This window comes from Rhodococcus sp. P14 (assembly GCF_000256505.1).
In the GTDB taxonomy this organism is placed as follows: Bacteria; Actinomycetota; Actinomycetes; order Mycobacteriales; family Mycobacteriaceae; genus Rhodococcus; species Rhodococcus ruber.
This window is the reverse complement of record NZ_AJFC01000235.1, coordinates 1-19,173: the sequence shown is the minus strand read 5'-3', so window position 1 is coordinate 19,173 and position 19,173 is coordinate 1. Positions and strand designations below refer to the sequence as shown.

Annotated in this window: 20 protein-coding genes; 5 read left to right on the top strand and 15 right to left on the bottom strand. The window is 71.2% G+C overall.

Annotated features, from left to right (window positions below; genetic code table 11):
• The coding region (locus tag OEY_RS0116530) for a DUF488 family protein (RefSeq protein WP_157180004.1) at positions 1–164 on the bottom strand (164 nt) is incomplete at its 3' end.
• Between the two features lie 68 nt (positions 165–232).
• Complete coding sequence (locus tag OEY_RS0116525; protein WP_048773682.1) at positions 233–1,600, bottom strand: potassium channel family protein; 1,368 nt, start codon at positions 1,598–1,600, stop codon at positions 233–235.
• Between the two features lie 156 nt (positions 1,601–1,756).
• On the opposite strand from OEY_RS0116525, the gene OEY_RS0116520 reads away from it, so the two are divergent.
• Together OEY_RS0116520 and OEY_RS0116515 are read left to right on the top strand one after the other, a co-directional pair.
• Complete coding sequence (locus tag OEY_RS0116520) at positions 1,757–3,010, top strand: Mur ligase family protein (protein WP_010594952.1); 1,254 nt, start codon at positions 1,757–1,759, stop codon at positions 3,008–3,010.
• On the top strand, positions 3,003–3,710 hold the full coding sequence (locus OEY_RS0116515) for a type 1 glutamine amidotransferase (protein ID WP_010594951.1): 708 nt from the start codon (positions 3,003–3,005) through the stop codon (positions 3,708–3,710). The genes OEY_RS0116520 and OEY_RS0116515 overlap by 8 nt, the downstream gene beginning before the upstream one ends.
• A 180-nt stretch (positions 3,711–3,890) precedes the next feature.
• Here OEY_RS0116515 and OEY_RS0116510 read toward each other — a convergent pair whose 3' ends face one another.
• Complete coding sequence (locus tag OEY_RS0116510; RefSeq protein WP_010594950.1) at positions 3,891–4,616, bottom strand: ANTAR domain-containing protein; 726 nt, start codon at positions 4,614–4,616, stop codon at positions 3,891–3,893.
• Between the two features lie 255 nt (positions 4,617–4,871).
• Here OEY_RS0116510 and OEY_RS30555 point away from each other — a divergent pair, with 255 nt between their 5' ends.
• Together OEY_RS30555 and OEY_RS30845 are read left to right on the top strand one after the other, a co-directional pair.
• Positions 4,872–5,105 (top strand): hypothetical protein, encoded by a 234-nt coding sequence (locus OEY_RS30555; protein WP_099528127.1) that lies wholly within the window; start codon positions 4,872–4,874, stop codon positions 5,103–5,105.
• A 209-nt stretch (positions 5,106–5,314) separates the two neighbouring features.
• On the top strand, positions 5,315–5,455 hold the full coding sequence (locus OEY_RS30845; protein ID WP_017681531.1) for a hypothetical protein: 141 nt from the start codon (positions 5,315–5,317) through the stop codon (positions 5,453–5,455).
• A gap of 245 nt (positions 5,456–5,700) precedes the next feature.
• Here the strand turns inward: OEY_RS30845 and OEY_RS0116490 are convergent, their stop codons facing one another.
• The 12 genes from OEY_RS0116490 to OEY_RS0116435 form a co-directional block, all read right to left on the bottom strand.
• Positions 5,701–6,252 carry a hypothetical protein gene (locus OEY_RS0116490; protein WP_010594949.1) on the bottom strand — a complete coding sequence of 184 codons (552 nt, stop codon included), beginning with the start codon at positions 6,250–6,252 and terminating at the stop codon, positions 5,701–5,703.
• The gene (locus OEY_RS0116485; protein ID WP_010594948.1) at positions 6,252–7,463 is read right to left on the bottom strand and encodes an MlaD family protein; all 1,212 of its coding nucleotides are present in this window, start codon (positions 7,461–7,463) and stop codon (positions 6,252–6,254) included. The genes OEY_RS0116490 and OEY_RS0116485 overlap by 1 nt, the downstream gene beginning before the upstream one ends.
• Positions 7,460–8,509 carry an MCE family protein gene (locus tag OEY_RS0116480; protein WP_010594947.1) on the bottom strand — a complete coding sequence of 350 codons (1,050 nt, stop codon included), beginning with the start codon at positions 8,507–8,509 and terminating at the stop codon, positions 7,460–7,462. The genes OEY_RS0116485 and OEY_RS0116480 overlap by 4 nt, the downstream gene beginning before the upstream one ends.
• Positions 8,506–9,642 (bottom strand): MCE family protein, encoded by a 1,137-nt coding sequence (locus OEY_RS0116475; protein WP_010594946.1) that lies wholly within the window; start codon positions 9,640–9,642, stop codon positions 8,506–8,508. The genes OEY_RS0116480 and OEY_RS0116475 overlap by 4 nt, the downstream gene beginning before the upstream one ends.
• Positions 9,633–10,670, bottom strand: a complete 1,038-nt coding sequence (locus tag OEY_RS0116470) for an MCE family protein (protein WP_010594945.1) — start codon at positions 10,668–10,670, stop codon at positions 9,633–9,635. The genes OEY_RS0116475 and OEY_RS0116470 overlap by 10 nt, the downstream gene beginning before the upstream one ends.
• A complete protein-coding gene (locus tag OEY_RS0116465) occupies positions 10,667–11,689 on the bottom strand; it encodes an MCE family protein (protein ID WP_010594944.1) in 1,023 nt (340 codons plus the stop codon). Before OEY_RS0116465 ends, OEY_RS0116470 begins: the two co-directional genes overlap by 4 nt.
• Positions 11,686–12,990: an MCE family protein gene (locus OEY_RS0116460; protein ID WP_237713757.1), complete on the bottom strand. Its 1,305-nt coding sequence runs from the start codon at positions 12,988–12,990 to the stop codon at positions 11,686–11,688. Before OEY_RS0116460 ends, OEY_RS0116465 begins: the two co-directional genes overlap by 4 nt.
• Positions 12,987–13,847, bottom strand: a complete 861-nt coding sequence (locus OEY_RS0116455) for an MlaE family ABC transporter permease (protein ID WP_010594942.1) — start codon at positions 13,845–13,847, stop codon at positions 12,987–12,989. The genes OEY_RS0116460 and OEY_RS0116455 overlap by 4 nt, the downstream gene beginning before the upstream one ends.
• A complete protein-coding gene (locus OEY_RS0116450; protein WP_029540076.1) occupies positions 13,847–14,656 on the bottom strand; it encodes an MlaE family ABC transporter permease in 810 nt (269 codons plus the stop codon). Before OEY_RS0116450 ends, OEY_RS0116455 begins: the two co-directional genes overlap by 1 nt.
• Positions 14,657–14,714: 58 nt before the next feature.
• Positions 14,715–16,298, bottom strand: coding sequence for a fatty-acid--CoA ligase FadD5 (fadD5, locus tag OEY_RS0116445; protein ID WP_010594940.1), 1,584 nt, complete (start codon positions 16,296–16,298; stop codon positions 14,715–14,717).
• Positions 16,299–16,572: 274 nt separating this feature from the next.
• The gene (locus OEY_RS0116440) at positions 16,573–17,352 is read right to left on the bottom strand and encodes an enoyl-CoA hydratase (protein WP_010594939.1); all 780 of its coding nucleotides are present in this window, start codon (positions 17,350–17,352) and stop codon (positions 16,573–16,575) included.
• Positions 17,349–18,332 (bottom strand): NAD(P)H-dependent flavin oxidoreductase, encoded by a 984-nt coding sequence (locus OEY_RS0116435; RefSeq protein WP_010594938.1) that lies wholly within the window; start codon positions 18,330–18,332, stop codon positions 17,349–17,351. Before OEY_RS0116435 ends, OEY_RS0116440 begins: the two co-directional genes overlap by 4 nt.
• Positions 18,333–18,581: 249 nt before the next feature.
• On the opposite strand from OEY_RS0116435, the gene OEY_RS28580 reads away from it, so the two are divergent.
• On the top strand, positions 18,582–19,173 hold a 592-nt coding region (locus OEY_RS28580), incomplete at its 3' end, for a TetR/AcrR family transcriptional regulator (RefSeq protein WP_010594937.1).

Below are 19,173 nucleotides of genomic sequence, written 5' to 3'. Positions count from 1 at the left end.
CCGCCCCCCCCCAGCCATTGCGTCATCGCGTCGCTCGACAGGTCCGGGTTGCGCCGGCTGCCCGGGAAACGCCGGACGTCGACCAGCGACTCGACGCCGGCGGAATGCAGCAGCTCGGCCAGTTGCGTCCGGTCGAGCCGTCCGTGCCCCACGGAGAGCAGCATCGCGACGATTCCTCCCTCGGGTCGGGTTCCCTCCGGCATACCTGCCCCTCCGGCATACCCACCGGCGGCTACCGCATGCCCGCGCCCGCGACCGGCGCGTGCCGGCAGCCCCCCGGCGACGCGATCGGCAGTTCCTCGAACCGGCCGTCCGGAAGGCGCAGGTGCACATGCACCGCACCGGCGACCACCCCCAGCGGCTCGCGACCGAGCAGACGCGCGAGCACGTACGTCGCGCTCAGGCTCGTCACGTCGCGGATCACGCCCAGCGGCAGCAGCGAGCCCGTCTCGGCGAGCACCTCGCGTTCCCCGGCGCGCAAGACCAGCCGCAGGCCCGGTGCGATGCCCTGGACGGCGAGCGAGACCGCGACGTTGTCCCGGTCGTCGGACCCCACCGCGGCGAGCGCGACCGCCCGATGGACCCCGACCCGCTCGAGCAGCCGGCGGTCGCCGCCGTCGCCGACCACGGCGGGGATATTCAGGTCGCGCACCAGTCGCAGGTTGCGCGCATTCGTGTCCCGCTCGACACCCACCACCGGGATGCCGAGGTCCCGCAGCTCCCGGCACAGCCGCAGACCCACCTGCCCGAGGCCCACGACGATCACGTGCCCGGAGCGGGGCAGCGATCGCGGGCCGAGCAGCGCGGTCAGGCGCGGACCCAGCAGCCGGTCCACCACCCCGGCGGTGAACATGGCAGTGAACACGATCGTCGCCAGCATCGCGGTGGACGCGATCGCGGCGTATGCCTCGTTGCCGTGCGGGTCGGCCGCCGGTCCGACCGTGGTGACCACGCGGACCGCCTCGTGGAACGCGTCGATCGTTCCCTTGCCCTCCCCGAAGGTCAGCCAGGCCCAGTCGCCGAACAGCACCGCAGCCAGCCCGAGCAGCCCGGCGAGCAGGATGCGGGTGCCGGTCTCGTGGGTGCGCAGCACCGCGGTGAGTTGCCCGGCCCACCGCTGCCACGCCATGCGGCGCGGCACCGCGACGGGCACCTCGTCGAGCACGTCACCGGCCGCGCGGATGCCGCGCGGTCCGCGGGTGGAGGTCACCGCCAGCAGGTCGGGTGCCACGCACGGCCCGGCCAGGGACGCCACGGCCAGGTCCGCCGGCGACGTCACGTCGCACTGCGGCAGGAACCGGGCGAGCTGATCGCCGATCGTGCGGTCGAAGATCGTCGCGACCATCGGGGCGTCCGGCTGCAGGTGCGCCGCGGCGAGCGCGTACCGCAGCGCCACCACGTCGTCCTGCAGGAGCACCGCGATCCCGGCGACCGGCGGCCGGTCCAGTAGGGCCCGCAGCTCGTCGTCGTCGGGCCGGGGCGCATGCCGCACGGTGCAGCCCAGGACGACGAGCGAGGCGCAGACCCGGCGCGCGACCGTGGTGTCGCCCACCACGACGTACGTCCCGGTGTTCCCGCTGGTTGTGTCCGCATCCGCCACGGCGACCACCTCCCCGCCCCAGGGGACCACGCCACCTGCGCGGATGCATCCGGCACCGCGGATGCTGTGAGCGATTCGCCCCGGCGCAGCGGCGTGTGACGGCGCGGACACGGCGGCGCTGCGGCGACGCCGGCGCCGCTGTGGAAAACTCGCGACGTGGGTACAAGCACTCGAATCACCGGGCGCGGGCGGCTGGCGCTGCGCGCGGCGAAGGCCGCCTCGTGGGCCTCGCAGAAGGCCGGGCGCGGCAAGGGCTCGATGATCGGCGGTCTCGTCGCGCTGAAGATCGATCCGCGGCTGATGGAGCAGCTCGGGCGCGGACGACGCACCGTCCTGGTGACCGGCACCAACGGCAAGTCCACCACCACCCGGATGACGGCGGCGGCGCTGGAGACGATGGACTCCGTCGCCACCCAGGCCGACGGGGCGAACATGGACGCCGGCATCGTCGCCGCGCTGGTCGCCAATCAGGAGGCGCCGCTCGCGGCGATCGAGGTCGACGAGTTGCACACCCCGCACGTCGCCGACGCCCTCGACCCCGAAGCGATCGTGCTGCTCAATCTGAGCCGCGACCAGCTGGACCGGGTGGGCGAGATCAACATGATCGAACGCAAGCTGCGGGCCGGTCTCGAACGGCACCCGGACGCGGTGGTCGTCGCGAACTGCGACGACGTGCTCGTCACCTCCGTCGCCTACGACCATCCGAACGTGGTGTGGGTGGCGGCGGGCGCCGGCTGGTCGGGCGACTCGGTCAGCTGCCCCCGCACCGGCGAGCCGATCCTGTGGGAGGACGGGCACTGGCGCAGCACGGGATCGGATTTCGCACGGCCCGAACCGGATTGGTGGGTCGACGACGACAATCTCTACGGCCCGGACGGGCTGGTGCTGCCGATGACGCTGACCCTGCCGGGGCGCGCCAACCGCGGCAACGCCGCGCAGGCGGTGGCCGCGGCGGTCGCCCTCGGCGCGGATCCGGCCGCGGCCGTCGCCGCCGCGGGTGTCGTCGAGGAGGTCGCCGGCCGGTACAAGACCGTGCAGGTGGGTCCGCATTCGGTGCACATGCTGCTGGCGAAGAATCCGGCCGGATGGCAGGAAGCCCTGTCGATGATCGACCCGACGGTCGACGGTCTGGTCATCGCGGTCAACGGGCAGGTGCCCGACGGGGAGGACCTGTCGTGGCTGTGGGACGTGCGGTTCGAGCACTTCGAGGGCGTGCAGGTGGTGGCCTCCGGCGAACGCGGTACCGACCTGGCCGTGCGGCTGACCTACGCCGGGGTCGAGCACACGCTGGTGGCGGATCCGGTCCGGGCCATCGCGTCGTGCCCGCCCGGACGGGTCGAGGTCCTGGCCAACTACACCGCGTTCCGGGATCTGAACACCGCCCTGGCGAAGGGAGCCGCGCATGTCTGAGTCCACCGTGCGGATCGGGCTCGTGCTGCCCGACGTGATGGGTACCTACGGCGACGGCGGCAATGCGCTGGTCCTGCGGCAGCGCCTGCGGATGCGCGGCCACGACGCCGAGGTCGTGTCGATCAACCTGACCGACCCGGTGCCCGACTCCCTGGACCTGTACACCCTCGGCGGGGCCGAGGACTCGGCGCAACGCCTCGCCACGCGACACCTGCAGCGGCATCCGGGACTGCAACGGGCGGCCGGACGGGGGGCTCCGGTCCTGGCGATCTGCGCGGCGATCCAGGTGCTCGGCAACTGGTACCAGACGTCGGCGGGCGAGCGCGTCGACGGCGTCGGCCTGCTCGACGTGACCACCGCTCCGCAGCAGACCCGTGCCATCGGCGAGGTCGTGACCACTCCCCTCGTCGAGGGGCTGCACCTGCCGTTGACCGGCTTCGAGAACCACCGCGGCGGAACGACTCTGGGGCCGGAGGCTCGTGCCCTGGGCCGGGTCACCCGGGGTGTCGGCAACGGCGTGGGCGACGGCGTCGAGGGCGCCGTGCAGGGTTCGGTGATCGGCACCTACATGCACGGACCGGTCCTGGCCCGCAACCCCGAACTGGCGGATCTGCTGCTGGCACGCGCGCTCGGCGTGGACTCGCTGCCGCCGCTGGATCTGCCGGAGGTCGAGCAGTTGCGGCGTGAGCGGCTGGCCTGACCCGCCGTCCGTGAACACCCCGCGTCCGCGAACACCCCGGACAGGGGTTCGGCCCGGGAAATCGCTTTCGCGTTCACCGGGCCGGATCTCTGCTTCACGAGCCTCTGTCGTCCTCGGACGTCTGCTCGATTCGCACTACCGATGTTATCTGCATCACACCCCGAATGCAAGGGCGGGAACTCAACGGCGTCCCTTCATCTCGCGCGTCTCGCGGCGATGCTGGTCGACGACGGTGCGGGCCAGTTCCGCCACCTTGACGTTGACCTGCTGCGACGTCCGGCGGAGCAGCTCGAACGCCTGATCGTCGGAGATCTTGTTCAGTGCCATGAGAAGACCGACCGCTTTGCCGATCTCCCGGTTGCTCTCGATGCCGTTGCGCAGTGAGGCAATGTCCTCGCCCCGGGACGTGGCGGCGACGGCAACGGCCGCGAAGGCGGCCAGGACGCTGGCGTGGGTGGCGGCCGCGAGGTCGAAGGCCCCCGCCGTATCGGAGAACAGGTTCAGCGACCCGACCTTGCGGTCGTCGACTCGCAGGCGGAACCCCATCGCTCCACGCACGGGCGTCTGCGTCACGATGCCGGGAGCCAGATGCGGCCACTGCTCGGAGACGTTCAGGTCCGGCTCGATCTGAGCGGCGTCCTCCTCGATCGCGTCCAGGCACGGTCCCTCGCCGGTCGCGCGCTCGAGGTCGTCGACGTGCCGCGCGACGTCGTCGGAGGCACCGACGGTGACGTACGCCTTACCTTCCCGCAGCATGAGACTGGCATGGTCGCAGCCGGGCACCAGCATCGTGGCGGCCACGCAGATCGCCGTGTACGTCTCCGCAGGGCCCGCGCCGCGGTAGACGATCTCGGCGAGTGCGGTGAACACCGTCGCCGGATCGGCCGTGGACTGACCGTTCTGCATGTGCGCTCCTCGACCTCGTCGCCGCGCTTTCGACGCGGGGCTCGGATCGCCATTCAACCAGACACGCCGGAACGGCCGGCGCGTCGCGGGGAGCGCGGAGCCGCCTCCTACGTGCGGATCGCGGGCGATCGCGCGGACCCCTGAGCACAGTTGGACATCTGCACGAGTAGCGCACGCCGCTGTGATGGGGTACAACACATCGGCATTGGTTTTGTGAACCAAGTCACGAATTGCTTGCAGGGGGATAAACCGAATATGACAGGCACGGCAACGCGCCACCACACCTCACGCTACGAGGACGTCCGGAGCGCCCCGATGGTGCTCGTGTCCCACACCGGCTCGTCGACGCCGGGGTGGCGCGCCGCTCTCGGGCACACGCTCGGCGCCGCCGTCTCCGTCGGCGCCGCAGCCCTCATGGTCACCGGCCTGACCGCGGTCGGTGCGACCACCACCGTCACGGGTCTCGTGTCCTTCCTCCGGACGAACTGACCGTCCCGGTCGACCGAGCCCCGATCATCCCGACATCACAGACAGGAACACCACCACACATGCACACCTCCGCTGTCGCCGCGCCCCGTCGCTCCATGAGCACCGAGGAGATCAAGGCCCGCATCGAGGCCATGTTCGCGGACCGCGACCAGCAGGAGCGCCCGACGGCCGACTGACGATCGGGCCGCACGTCGAGAGGAGAAACCGATATGAACGCGAACGTGGTCGAGCTACTGCTGCTGCTCGGTGCCGCACTGGGCGGCACCGCAGCCCTCGAGGCCTACCTGGTGCGATCGGATTCCGCGCATCCGCACGTGTCCGACGACCTGGTCCGCCCGCCCAGGTACTGACGCGAGACCGCCCGTCCGGAAGACTCCCTTCCGGACGGGTCTTCTCATCCCCGGACGGCCCGGCCCGCGAAGCACGACGCGGGCCCGGTGCCACGGTCCGGGCAGGATCGGCAACATCCCGGTAGGCACCCGCTTCCACCCGGGCGATCGTGGCGTCCGCGTTGAGCGCGGCCTGCGTGAGCCTCCGGCCCGATGCTCCGTCGCCGGACCCGGTCAGGTCCGCCACGTCGCCACCTCGCAGATCGTCACTTCGCGTCCGCTCCCTGCAGCAGCCACCGGTCGTCCACCCGGTCGAGGGTGATCAGGAACCGTGTCGCGTCGACCCGCCCGTCCGGCACCGCGACGTTCTTCACGTCCTGGTCGAGGAACACGAGCACCGTCGCGCGATCCGCGTCGAGTGTCTCGACCGCGGCGTGCGACACGGTCGCGACGGAGACGCCCTGCCCGTTCTCCACGAGCCCGCGCAGGTCTCCCGCCACCGCGCGGTACTTGTCCGCGAACTCGGGGGTGGAGACGTCGGTGACCGCGGCGAGCGCATCGTCGAAGTGCCGGTAGTCGTAGGTGCCGAGCGCGATCGCGTACTCCCGCGCCCGTTCGAGCGCACCGGCCCGTAGGTCCTCGGCCTGCTCGGCCTGCCACCACCGGAAGCCGCAGAAGCCGGCGGCCGCGGTGAGCAGCACGATCAGGACGAGCAGCAGCCGTCGCCGCGGCCGGGAGCCCGGGGGCGCCGGCTCCGGCAGCGCGGGCGTGGCGGTGTCGTCGACGGCGGATTCGGTGGTGGATTCGGTGGTCGGCATCAGTTTCCCAGTCCTTCCAACAGCTTCTGCCAGTACTGCAGTACCTCGACGCCGGTGGGGACGAGCAGCGGATCCTCCGCCATGTCCGGTCCGGTCACCATTGCGGGGGTGGTCTGGTGTTGCAGGCCGAGGTCGTCGGGTCGTGGCGCGACGCGGGCGCCGCGCTGGGCGAGATCCTCGCCCGGCGGGCAGTACAGGGACAGGTTCGGGGTGCGGGGGCTCTCGTCGCCGACAGTGCGGCGCTGCGTGTCGTAGTAGCAGACCGGCCCCTGCGTGGCGACGAGCGAGAAGTCGCCACGGTCGCCTTCGACCACCGAGGTCAGGTCGCCGAGCGCCGCGGGGATCGAGTCGAGGCCGGCTGCCAGGGCCGGGGTGCGCGGGGCGAGCACGTCGCCCACGGTCACCAGGTTCGTCAGCAGCAGCCCGTAGTCGTCACGGGTGTCGGCGAACAACCGCTCCGTCTTCGCGAGGGCCTCCGGCGACCGGTCCAGCAGGTACACGAGCGCGTCCCGGCTACCGGCGAGTTGGTCGGAGACGTCCCGCACGGCCCGCATCGCGCCCGGGAAGGTGCCGGAGTTCTCGGCGAGCGTGTTCACCAGGTCGACCCCCTGCTCCAGCAGTGCCGCGAGGGTCGGCGCCCGTTCCGACGCCATCGTCGAGAGTGCATCGGCGTTCTCGAGCAGGGCCTGCAGGTCGGGCCCCGTACCCGCGAGTGCGGTGCCCCAGGTCTCGCCGAGCGTCGCGACCGATCCGGGATCGATGCTCTCGACGAGTGCGCTCATCCGGACGAGCATCTGGTCGAGCCGCAGTCCCTGCGCGTCCGCCGGCACCTCGAGGGTGTCGCCGTCGGTGAGATAGGGACCCTCGGCGGTCTGCGGTTCGATGTCGAGGGTGATGATGCCGATCGCGGTGGCCGTCGCGACGCGGCCCGTGCTGCCCACGGGGATCCGGGTGTCCGGATCCAGCGTGAGCACCGCCGTCGACCCGCGACCGCCGTCGTCGATCGTCACCGAGTCGATCTCCCCCACCGCGACCCCACGGTAGGTCACCGTCGTCCCGGGACCGATACCGCGCGCGTCGACCAGGTGCGCTCGCACCTCGAGGCCACCGCCGAAGCTCTGCGGGCCGAGGACGTAGCGGACACCGAACGCGGTGGCCAGCAGACCGAGCACGACGAACAGCGAAACCTGCACCAGCACCGACCGTTTCATCGGAGTCCTCCCTGGAGCAGGTCCGGCAGCCCCGACGGGACGGTGACCGGCGGCGATGCGGCGGGCATCGGGACGCCGCCCGTGAGCAGCATGTCGATCGCTCCCGGCACGTCGAACGCGCCGTCGAACAGCAGATAGTCGCCGTGCACGGACCGGTTGAACCCGTCGACGAAGGCATCCATGTTGGTCAGCGCAGAGCCGACCGTCCGGTTGAAGTCCCGGATTCCGGCGAGGATCTCGGCGATGTCGTCGACGGATCCGCCCATCCGGCCGGAGTCGGCCATGATCGCGTCCAGCGACGTCAGCATCGTGGACGTGCTCGACACCAGGGACCGTAGGTCCGCTTCCTGCGCCGCGAGCAGGTCGACGATCTCCGCGCTGCTCGCGATGCCGTCGTCGATCAGCTGCTGTTGCTGCGCCAGCCGGGCCGTGACGTCGTCGGCGGCGCGCAGCGTCCGGGCGAGGTGATCGCCGTTGCCGGCCGCGAGCGCCATCGTCCGGTCCATCCGTTCGAGTAGGGTGCGGATCTTGTCGCCGCGACCGCCGAACGCGGTCGTGAGCTCGGTGGTGATCGTGCGGAGTTCGTCGAGGCCGCTGCCGCTGACGATCTGTCCCAGCATCGCGAACGTGGCCTCGAGCTCGGGGCCCCGCTCCGTCCGCTCGATGACGTCCCCGTCGGCGAGCGGCTCCGGTGACGGCTGCCCGGGCAGGTCGATCTGGACGAACGGGCTGCCGAGCGCGGACGGCAGCCGCACCGACGCGGCGACGTTCGCGGGCAGTTCGGCCCACTCGCTCATGCTCAGTTCGAGGAAGGCACGGCGGCCGTCCGTGGAGATCGACCGCACGCGGCCCACCACGGCCTGCCCGACGCGCACCTCGGTGCCGGGATCGACGCGGTCCGCCCCGTCGAACACCGCTGTCACCTGGTAGGTTTCGCCCTCGCCGCTGCGCCCGATCGGCAGCTGCTGCAGGCCCACGCCGCACCCCGTGGCCGCGACCGCCGCCGCGGCCAGGACGGCGGCGAGCCCGGCCGTGCGCCGGTTCATCGGCCGCCTCCCAGGGCCCGGTCCAGCGACTGGGGCACGAGATCCCGGAAGGGATCGGACAGGTCGATCGGGACGGTGATCGGGTTGGTGAATCCCGCTCCGGTGCACAACGGCAGCTGTTCCCGCTCGCACAGCTCCCTCGCCCGCGGGAACTGACCGATCCGGGTGGAGATGTTCAGCCGGATGCGGGCGGTGGTGTTCTCACCGATGGTGTTGTCGATGTTCTGCATCGTCAGCGGCAGCACGTCCAGCAGCTCCGCGAGATCGGCACGGTGCTCGGCGAACAGCCCGGTGAGCACCTGCGCGTCGGCGACGACGGCGTCGATGTCCTGCCCGCGGGCACCGAGCAGGGTGTCGAGCCGGTCCAGGATCGTCGTCAGCCGGCCGATCGGCCCGGCGACGTCGAGGTTCTGCCGTTGCAGCTCGGCGCCCAGGTCGGACAACCCGGTGGCCAGTTCGGACAGCGAGCCCTGACGGGCGTTCACGGCCTCGACCGCGATCCCGAGGTCGTCGACGAGCGCCCCGATGTCCTCGGATCGGGCGCCGACGACGGAACTCGCGGCACCCACCGCACGCAGCGCCCGGTTGATCTCGGGTCCGAGCCCCGCGGTGGCACCGGCGGCCAGGTCGAGGGTCGCCCCCAGCGCGCCGGCGTCCGGCCCGAGCGCCGCCGCGATGGTGTCGACGCTCTCGAGCAGTTCGTCCCAGTTGATCGGTGCGTGGCTGCGTTCGGGCGGGATGACGTCACCGTCCTCGAACCGGGCCCCGCCCGCATAGGCCGGGCTCAGTTCGACGAACCGGTCGCTGATGATCGACGGACTCATCACGAAGGCCGAGACGTCGGCGGGCAGGACGATGTCGTCGGGGATCCGCATCGTCACGGTCACGACGGTGCCGGCCGGCTCGACCGATTCGACCGTGCCGACGGGCAGCCCCAGGACGGCGACCTTGCTGCCGGGATAGACACCGCTCACGGACGCGAATTCGGCGGTCACGGTCCGGGCACGATCGGTGCCGACGAAGACGTACCAGGCCGCCGCCGCGCACACCACCGCGACGACGCCGATCGCGAGCCCGCGGAGCGCCCAGGTTGTCCGGGTGGTCACTGCCGTCCGGGTGGTGGTCACCGGCATCCCTCCATCACGCCGAGCGCGCACAGCAGGTTGTCGGGGATGGGGCCGGCGGGGGCGTGCACGTCGACCCAGTTGCCGTTGCCCGACGCGTCGGCGGCGGCACGCAGCGCCGGCGGCAGACGGGTCATCAGCACATCGATGTTCTCGGCGTTGCGGTTCAGCGTGTCGGTCACCGAACGCAGGTTGACCAGCAATGCGTCGATCTCCGCGGAGTTGTCCTCGAGGAAGGCGGCGGTGCGCTCGGTCAGCAGGCGCAGGTCCGCCACGAGCTGCCCGAGCGCGTCCCTGCGGGCGGCGAGCACCGACACGACGGTGGTCGCGTTCTGCACCAGCGCCGCGACGTCCTCGCTCTGCCCGGCGACGATCGCGGAGAGCGAGCGCGACGCCTCGAGCAGTGAGTGTATGCGGGCGTCGTTGCGCGACAGCATCTCTGCTGCGGCGGTGGCGCCGGCGAGGGCGTCGGCGAGCTGGGCCGAGTCGGACGGGACGATGTCGGCGAGCGTCCGCATCATCGCTTCGAGTCCGGGCACGTCGAGATCGCGGGCCACCTGCCCGGCGTCCGCCGCGATCTGGTCGAGGCTGTACGGAACGGAGGTGCGTGCCAGCGGGATCCGGCCCTCGGGGAGTTCCCCGGCCCCGGCCGGAGTCACCGACAGGTAGAGCTTGCCGAGGATCGTCTTCAGCTTCACCTCGGCCGCAGTGCGATCGCCGAGCGGTTGGCCGCCGTCCACCCGGAACGTCACGACGACCCGGTCCGTTCCCAGCCGCAGGTCCTCGACCCGCCCGGTGGGCACCCCGGCCACGTAGACCGGGTCGTCGGGTTGCAGCCCCGCCGCGTTCGCCAGTTCCGCCGTGTACTCGTCGGTGCGGAGGAGGTAGGTGACCCGCGGTGCGGCGAGGGCGACGGCCATCACCGCCGCGACGAGGACGATCCCGACGGTCCCCACCACGAGCGGGTCGGCGGTCCGATCGTGCCGGCCCGCGAGCATCGCGAGTGCGGCGTCGCGGATCCGTCGCACGGCGCTCATCGGCACACCTCCGAGTAGGCCGGGCCGAAGAGGTTGACCTCGGCGTCGTGGCTCTTCACCGTGAAGTTGCACATGTAGAGGTTCAGCCAGCCGCCGTAGTCGCCGATGCGGTTGATGTTGCCGGCCAGCTCCGGAAGGCCGCTCATCACCTGATCGAACTGTCCGGTCCGGGGGATCCACGCGTCGGTCATCGCCCGCAGGTCGGTCACCGTGCTCGCGAGCGGGGCCGTCGCGCCGGCGACGAGTGCGGCGGCGGCACGGACGGAGGTGGAGCCGCGCTCGACGAGCACAGCGAGCTGATCGCCGTCCCCGGCCAGGGCGTCGCTGACGACGGCCAGTCCCGAGATCAGGCGACCGACGTCCGTACTGCGCCGGTCCGCGACGGCGACGAGCGTCTCGAGGTTGACGGCGAGGCTGTCGAAGATCTGCTCGTGCTCGACGAGGTCGCTGCTCACCGACGCGATGTGCAGCAGCAGCGAATCCAGTGTGCTGCCCTGCCCCTGGAACGCCTCGACGACGGCGGTGGCGAGTGTGTTCACCTGGGCGGGGTCGATCGCCTCGAACAGCGGCTCGAACCCGTTGACGAGCGCGGTCAGGTCGACCGGCGGCGACGTCTGCCCGACCGGGATCGTGCCACCGTCGGGCAGTACGGTGCCGGTTCCGTCCTCGGGCAGCGTCAGCGCGACGTACCGGACGCCGATCATGTCGCCGTAGTGCACGTCGGCAGTGACGTCCGTGGTGAGCTCGAACTCCGATTCCACCTCGAAATCGACTACTGCTCTTGATGTTCCGTCGTCCTGCGGCGCGAGTGTCACGTCGGACACGCGCCCCACCCGCACACCGGCGAGCGTGACGTCGCTGCCGGGGCCGAGCCCCTCGACGTCCGTGAACTCCGCGGAGTATGCGCGGGTGGACCCGGCGATCGTCCTGTCGAGGGTGTTGCCGACGACGACCGCCGCCAGTACTCCCACGGCGCAGAACGCCGTGAGGCGCACTCCCGGTCCGAGCAGCGAGTTCACGAGACTTCCACCTCCGTGCCACGGACGAGCGGCGCGAGCAGGATCGACGCGGCGGTGGACGGATTCGTCCCCGTGGCCGCGGGATCGGACGGGTCGGCACCACCTGCGATCTGCTCCAGGTATCCCAGCGGCTCCCGCTCCGCGGCGGCCGAGAGGACGGGCTGCCGGTCGATCGGGCTCGTCCGGACGGGATCGTCGCAGTTCGCGCCGTCCATGCCGGGATACCGGGGGCAGTCGGCGGCGGTGTACGGCATCGGATCCGAGAAGTCCGCGACGGCGGTGATGTCGAACCGCCCGGTCGCGAAGACTCGTGCGCCGGCGTCGCCGAAGGTCGTGAGATGCCGCAGGGTGTCGTCGAGCCCGACGGTGTCGGCCGCGAACGTCTCGAGCACCGGCGCACCGTCGCGGACGACGGCGATCATCCGCTCGGTGTTCTGCGCGATCAGGGTGGAACCGTCGGCGGCCAGGGCGGCTCCGCCGCGCAGCAGGCGTGCCACACCGTCGCGGCGTTCGAGGGCGATCTCCGAGAGCTCCGCCGCGTTCTGCAGGGTCGCGACCAAGTCGTCGGTGGCCGCGGCCATCGACTCGGTCACCGCGGCGAGTTGCGGTGCGGAGGCCAGTCCCTCGTCGATCAGCGGGCCGAGCTGCTCGGTGAGCGCGACGCTGCGGTCGAGGGTGCGGCCGAGGGATTCGCCCCGTCCCGCCAGGGCCTGGCTCATCGCGTCGAGGGTGACGGCGAGCAGGTCCGGCCGCAGTTCCCGCAGGAGATCGGTGGTGGTGTAGTACAGGTTCGCCAGCTGCACCGCCTCGGCGGAGGTGTCCACCGGGATCTGTGTGCCGGCCCGCAGGCGGGGCCCGGTTGCAGGGTCCGCGGCCGGGACGAGTTCGAGGAAGACGTCGCCGAACAGGGTGCGCGGCACGATGCGGAGCTGCACCGAGGCGGGAATGTTTCGGAGCGCGCGGGCGTCGAGTCGCATCGTGATCCGTGAACTCGCGAGGCCCGCCTCGAGGTGCACGAGCCGGCCGACGTGCACGCCCCGGTACTGCACCCCGGCGGCGCCGTGGATCACTCCCGCGCCCGCCGGGACCACCGCGGTGACTTCCGGCTCGCGCGAGAGTCCGCCCGACCCCGAGGCGACGAGCAGGGCCCCCGCGACGGCGACGACCACGACGGCGACGACCCCGACGAGAGCCGCTCCCGCCCTGCCGGTTCCGTCTCGGCGCCGGCGACGGCTCTCGCGCCGCGGTGGGGGCGGCGCCGTGACGGCAGGACCCGGCGCCGTCGCCTGCTGGGTCGTCACGACAGCCCCATCCCCGGCACGGTCGGCACGAGCCCCCACAACGCGAACGTCAGGACCACGTCGGTGACACCGATGGCCAGGATGCTGGTGCGCAACGCGCGCCCGGCCGCGCGACCGACCCCCTCCGGTCCGCCGGTGGCGTGGTATCCGTAGGAGCAGTGCACGAGTGCCACGATCATCGCGAACACCACGGCCTTGGTCAGCGAGTACCACAGGTCGGACGGGCCGAGCGCGAGGTGGAAGTAGTAGTCGTAGGTGCCCGCGGAGTTGCCCTGGAAGGTGACGACGACGAGCCGGGTGGCGACGTACGCCGACAGCAGGCCGACCATGTAGATCGGGACCACGCAGACGGCGGACGCGATCAGCCGTGTGCTGGCGAGGAAGGGCACCGACCGCACGGCCATCGCGTCCAGCGCGTCGATCTCGTCGGAGATCCGCATGGCGCCGAGCTGGGCGGTGAAGCCGGTGCCGACCTTCGCCGCCAGCGCGACGGACGCGACGACCGGGGCGAGTTCACGGGTGTTGGCGATCGCGGACAGCATTCCCGACAGCGACGTCATGCCGATCAGCTCGAGGCCGCGCTGGGTCTCGACGCCGACCATCATCGCGGCGACCGCGGACATCGCGAAGACGATGCCGATGGTGCCGCCCCCGGCGAGCAGCGAGGCATAGCCGAAGCCGACCTCCCCCACGTGGTACGTCACGTGCTTGTGGTACCGGCGCAGCGCTGTGGGAATGCCTGCGACCGTGTGTATCCCGAACAGCACGTGGCGGCCGACGGTGGCGAACCCGTCGACGACGCCGGTCACCGACCGGTGGACGCCGCGGACCCGGGTGACGGTGGAATGGGACAGCATCAGTAGGTCCCCACGGCCGGCACCATCACGGTGTACATCTGGGACAGCACGGTATTGACGACGAACACCATCACGAAGGCGAGCACGACGGCCTCGTTGACGGCGTCGGCCACGCCGCTCGGGCCGCCCTTGGCGTGCAGGCCCTTGAACGCGGCGATGAGGGCGGAGGTGATCCCGAAGAACGCCGACTTCACCATCGCCATCACGAAATCCGACAGCCGGCCGTACTCGGTCAGCGTGCGCAGGAAGCCACCGCCCGGGGCGTCGTCGACGTAGATCTCGTACAGATAGCAGCCGCCGACACCCACGAGCGTGACGAGCGCGCAGAGCATCACCGACACGAGGATCGAGGCGAGCAGCCGCGGCACGACGAGCCGCTCGACCACGTTCAGCCCCATCACCTCCATCGCCTCGATCTCCTCGCGGATGGTGCGGGAACCCAGGTCGGCGCAGATCGCGGAGCCGCCGACGCCGGCGAGCATGAGTGCGCACACCAGCGCCGCGGCCTGACCCACCACGACGAACGCGACGATCGCGCCGGAGTACCCGCCGGCGCCGAGCCGGCCGGCGAGGGAGCCGACGGAGACCGCGATGAGCACGCCGACGGGCAGCATCAACAGCAGCGCCGGGCCGCTGCACACCTTCGCGACGAACAGCGCCTGTGTGATCGTCTCGCGGAGCGAGAGTCGACGGCCGGCGACGACGCGCACGGTGGTGGCGAGGGTCTCCACGGAGAACCCGACCAACGCACCGACCTGGATCGCCAGGTCGTGCACCGGCCCCCTCGCCTCGGGCAGCTCGAACGTCACTCCCATACCCCCGTACGCGTCATCGCGGCCTCCCGTCCCCCGACGGCTCCTCGGCGTCTCAGCCCTGGACGACCGCCGACAGGCCGCCGCGCAGCTGGTGCTTGACGACCTTGCCGCTGGCGTTGCGCGGCAGGGCCTCGACGATCACGACGTCCTTCGGATGCTTGTAGCGGGCGAGCCGCTCGTCGAAGAACGGCTGCAGCTCGTCCAGGGGAAGATCGTCGTGGCCGGGCCGCAACGCGATCACCGCGACCGGCACCTCGCCCCACTTCGGATCCGGACGTCCGATCACGGCGGCCTCGAGGATCTTCGGATGCGAGAACAGCACGTTCTCGACCTCGGCGCAGTAGATGTTCTCGCCGCCGGAGATGATCATGTCCTTCTTGCGGTCGACGACGTAGACGAAGCCCTCGTCGTCGACGCGCACGAGGTCGCCGGAGTGGAACCAGCCGCCGTGGAACGCATCTGCCGTCGCGGCCGGGTTGTTCCAGTACTCGCTCATCATGGTGGGTCCGCGGTAGACGATCTCGCCGACCTCACCGGGGGCCACGTCGTTCATCTCGTCGTCGACGACCCGCGCCTGGACGGTGGGGATGACCCGGCCGACGGAGCCGAGCTTGCGCAGCGCGTCCTCGCCGTCGAGCACGCAGGTGATGGGTGACATCTCGGTCTGGCCGAACACCGCGACGTTCGACGCGTCGGGGAACGTCTCGGCCATCGCGCGCAGGATCGTGTCGGACGACGGCGCAGCGCCCCAGGAGATGTTGCGCAGGGCCAGCTTCCGCGGGTTCGCCTGCTGTGCCGCGCACACCGCCTGCCACTGCACCGGCACCAGGAACAGGTTGGTGACCTGCTCGGCCTCGAGGACGTCGAGCAGCTCGTTCGGGTCGAACGCCCCCACCGGATGGATCACGGTGGCGACGCCCAGCATCAGGTTGGGTGCCATCGCACCGAGAGCCGCGATGTGGAACATCGGCGAGGCGCAGAACCCGACGCCGGACTCGTCGAACAGGTGGAACGCACGGATGCACGTGAGGGCCTGCGCGGACATGTTGCTGTGAGAGAGCACCGCGCCCTTGGGCCGTCCCGTGGTCCCGGAGGTGTACATGATCAGGGCCGGGGTGTCGTCCGGAACGTCGACCGCCGGGTGCGGCTCGCCGGTCTCGGCGACCAGGTCCTCGTAGGCGAGGCTGTCGCCGTCCGGGGCCCCGCCGACGGTGACGGACAGGCCGAGCCCGTCGCTCTCCGCGCGGACCGCGGCGGCCAGCGGAGCGAGGGGTGCCTCGACCACGATCGCCGAGGCCCCGCTGTCGTTCGACAGGTACGCCACCTCGGGCGCGGTGAGACGGAAGTTGACCGGCACGGCGATCGCGCCGAGAGCGTTCGCGGCCAGCACGGTTTCGAGGTATTCGGGGCGGTTGAGCATGAGCACGACGACCCGGTCACCGAAGCCGACGCCGCGCCGCGCGAGGGCACCGGCGAGCCGCTCGACCCGGTCGTGCAGCTCCGCCCACGTGATCGACCGGCCCTGGAACCGCAGCGCGGTGCGGTTCGGGATCATCAGGGCGTGCCGCTCGAGGTGGTTGTTCCAGTTGTTGCGACGCAGGCGCTGGGTCTCGGCGAGGGTGGAGGCGGTGGCCATGAGGATTCCTCTCGGGGCGTGGCGGAGGTGCCGACGGGACGCGATCCGGGTTCTCGATGTGAGGCACATTACAGGCAGCGCCCCTGTTCGGCCAGCATTTTGTTAATGGTGATTCTCAGGGAGACAACCGGTTGAGGAGGGCGCGGGCGCCCGCAGCACGGAGCGCGTCTCGCATCGAATGATATTGTCGCCCAACGTCTTAACAGGGCAGTCCGACCGGGACGCAGCCGGGCGGCGACCGGGGTTCCCGCGCCGGTAAGTGCACGGCCTGTCGTCAGGGGAAACGCGGGGCTCGCTTCTCGAGCATGGCCATGGCCGCCTCGGCGAAGTCCGCCGAGGCGAGCAGCTCGGTCTGGCCGCTCTTCTCCCGGGCCAGCGCGTCGTCGAGCAGGCCGAGCGTGGTGGCATGAAGTGCCCGCTTGGTCAGTTCGAAAGCGCGCCGTGGTTTCGTCGCCGTCCGAGCCGCCACGTCCGCGACATGCGCGGCGAACTGCGCGTCGGGCAGGGTGCGCGCGACGAGGCCGAACCGGTCGGCATCCGCGGCCGACACCCGCTCGCCGAGCAGCGCCATCTCCGCGGCCCGCGCACGCCCGACCGCCGCCGGGACGAGCAGGCTCGCTCCGCCGTCGGGCATCAGCCCCATGTTCACGAACGACAGCAGGAAATAGGCGCTCTCGGCGGCATAGGTGAGGTCCGCCGCAACAGCCATCGACACGCCCACGCCCGCGGCGGGGCCGTTGACGGCGGCGATCACCGGCACCGGAACCGTCGCGATGGATCGGATCACCGCGTTCGCGACGTCCATGACCTCGGTCGGATCGGCCGGGTTCGTCGCTGCCGCAGCGAGATCGGCGCCGGTGCAGAACGCCGTTCCCGCACCGGTGAGGACGACGGTGCGGACCCGGGGATCGGGGCCGGCCTCGTCCAGCGCGGCGCCGAGCGCCCGCATGGTCGGCAGGTCCACGGCGTTCATCCGCTTCGGCCGGTCGATGGTCAGCCGCAGGATGCCGTCGGCGAGTTCCGAGCGCAGCCCCTCCCCGGTCGGTGTGCTCACGCCCCGACCCCCTGTGCCACGAATCCGCGGAGCCGGTCCTCGATGATCGACTCCGCCTCGGACACCATGCGCTCGACGAGTTCGGCCACGGTCGGGATGTCGTCGATCAGGCCCTGGCTCTGTCCGGCCGTCCAGATGCCCGCCTCGAGATCGCCGTCCTCGAACACCTTCCTGCCCCGGGCGCCGGCGACGAGGTGCGCGATGTCGCTGAACTCCGCTCCGCGCGATTCGATCTCGACGACCTCCGCGCTGACCGAATTCGCCGCCACGCGGGCGGTGTTGTGCAGGGTGCGGAAGATGAGCCGGGTGTCGCGTTCGGTGTTGGCGACGATCTGTTCCTTGACCGCATGCGCGACGGGCGACTCGACGGTGCACATGAACCGGGTCCCCATGTTGACCCCGTCCGCCCCGAGGGCTAGCGCGGCGACGAGGCCGCGGGCGTCCGCGATGCCACCCGAGGCGATCACCGGGATCTGCAGCTGCCGGCTGGCGACGGGAATCAGGACGAGTCCGGGCACGTCGTCCTCGCCGGGATGACCGGCGCACTCGAATCCGTCGATGCTGACGGCGTCCACTCCGACGCGTTCGGCCTTGAGCGCGTGCCGCACGCTCGTGCACTTGTGGACGACCTTGACGCCGGCGTCCTTCAGGTGGGGCAGGTGGTCGACGGGGTTGGACCCGGCGGTCTCGACGATCTTGATACCCGACTCGACGATGGCCTGCCGGTACTCGGCGTACGGCGGCGGGTTGATCGACGGCAGGATCGTGAGATTGACACCGAAGGGCTTGTCGGTGAGCTCGCGGGTCCGGGCGATCTCCTTCACGAGGTCCTCGGGCGTCGGCTGGGTGAGCGCGGTCAGGAAGCCCAGAGCGCCGGATTCGGCCACGGCGGCGACGAGTTCGGCGCGGCCGACCCACATCATCCCACCCTGGACGATGGGGTGCTCGACCCCGAATGCCTCGGTGAATCGGGTTCTCACTGGACCTCCTCGGATCCTGGACCTGCGCCGCGACGCGCATCGGACGGACACGTCCGGCGCAGCGGCCGGACACCGTGGTGACATCGGGAATGCTCGTTAACTTTCGCGGTGCGCAACCGCGTTTGTCAAGGGTTCTCCGCTGGCCTTTCCGTGGGGCGTGGCCCTCCGATTCGCCGACGCAGATATGGTGTTGGCCGCTAACGTGTGCGATAGGCTGCCGGCATCACGCCCGGCATGAATGGAGGTACGGTGGCGGAGCAGACCCGGGCCGGTTCGCGGGCGACGCGGACACGGTCGACCGCCCGCACGGCGACCGAGGGAGCACCGGCTCCGCGACGACGGCCGAAGAACCGCAAGGCACAGATCGCGGCGGTCGCCGCCGAGGCGTTCAGCGAACGCGGGTACCACGGTGTCGGGATCGACGAGATCGCTGCCGCGGTCGGCATTTCCGGCCCCGCCCTCTATCGGCACTTTCCCAACAAGTACGCGTTGTTCCGCGACGCCGCCCTGAGCCTGGGCACGACGCTCGGGACGGCGGTCGCCGAAGCGGACGCCGCGAGCCCCTCGAGCGCCGACCCCGGCGAACGCCTCGACGGCCTGCTGCTCGCCGCGATCCGCACCACCGTCGAATGCCGCCGCACCGCCGGGCTCTACCGATGGGAGAGCCGCTATCTCACCGCGGAGGACCGCGACGCGGTCCGGCGAGAGATCTGGGGGGTCAACCGCCGGATCGGGGCCGCGCTGGCGGCCCTGCGACCCGGGCTCCCGGAACCGGACAACGTCATCCTCAGCGCGGCCATGCTCAGCGTCGTCGGCAGCATCACCGCACACCGCGCCCCGC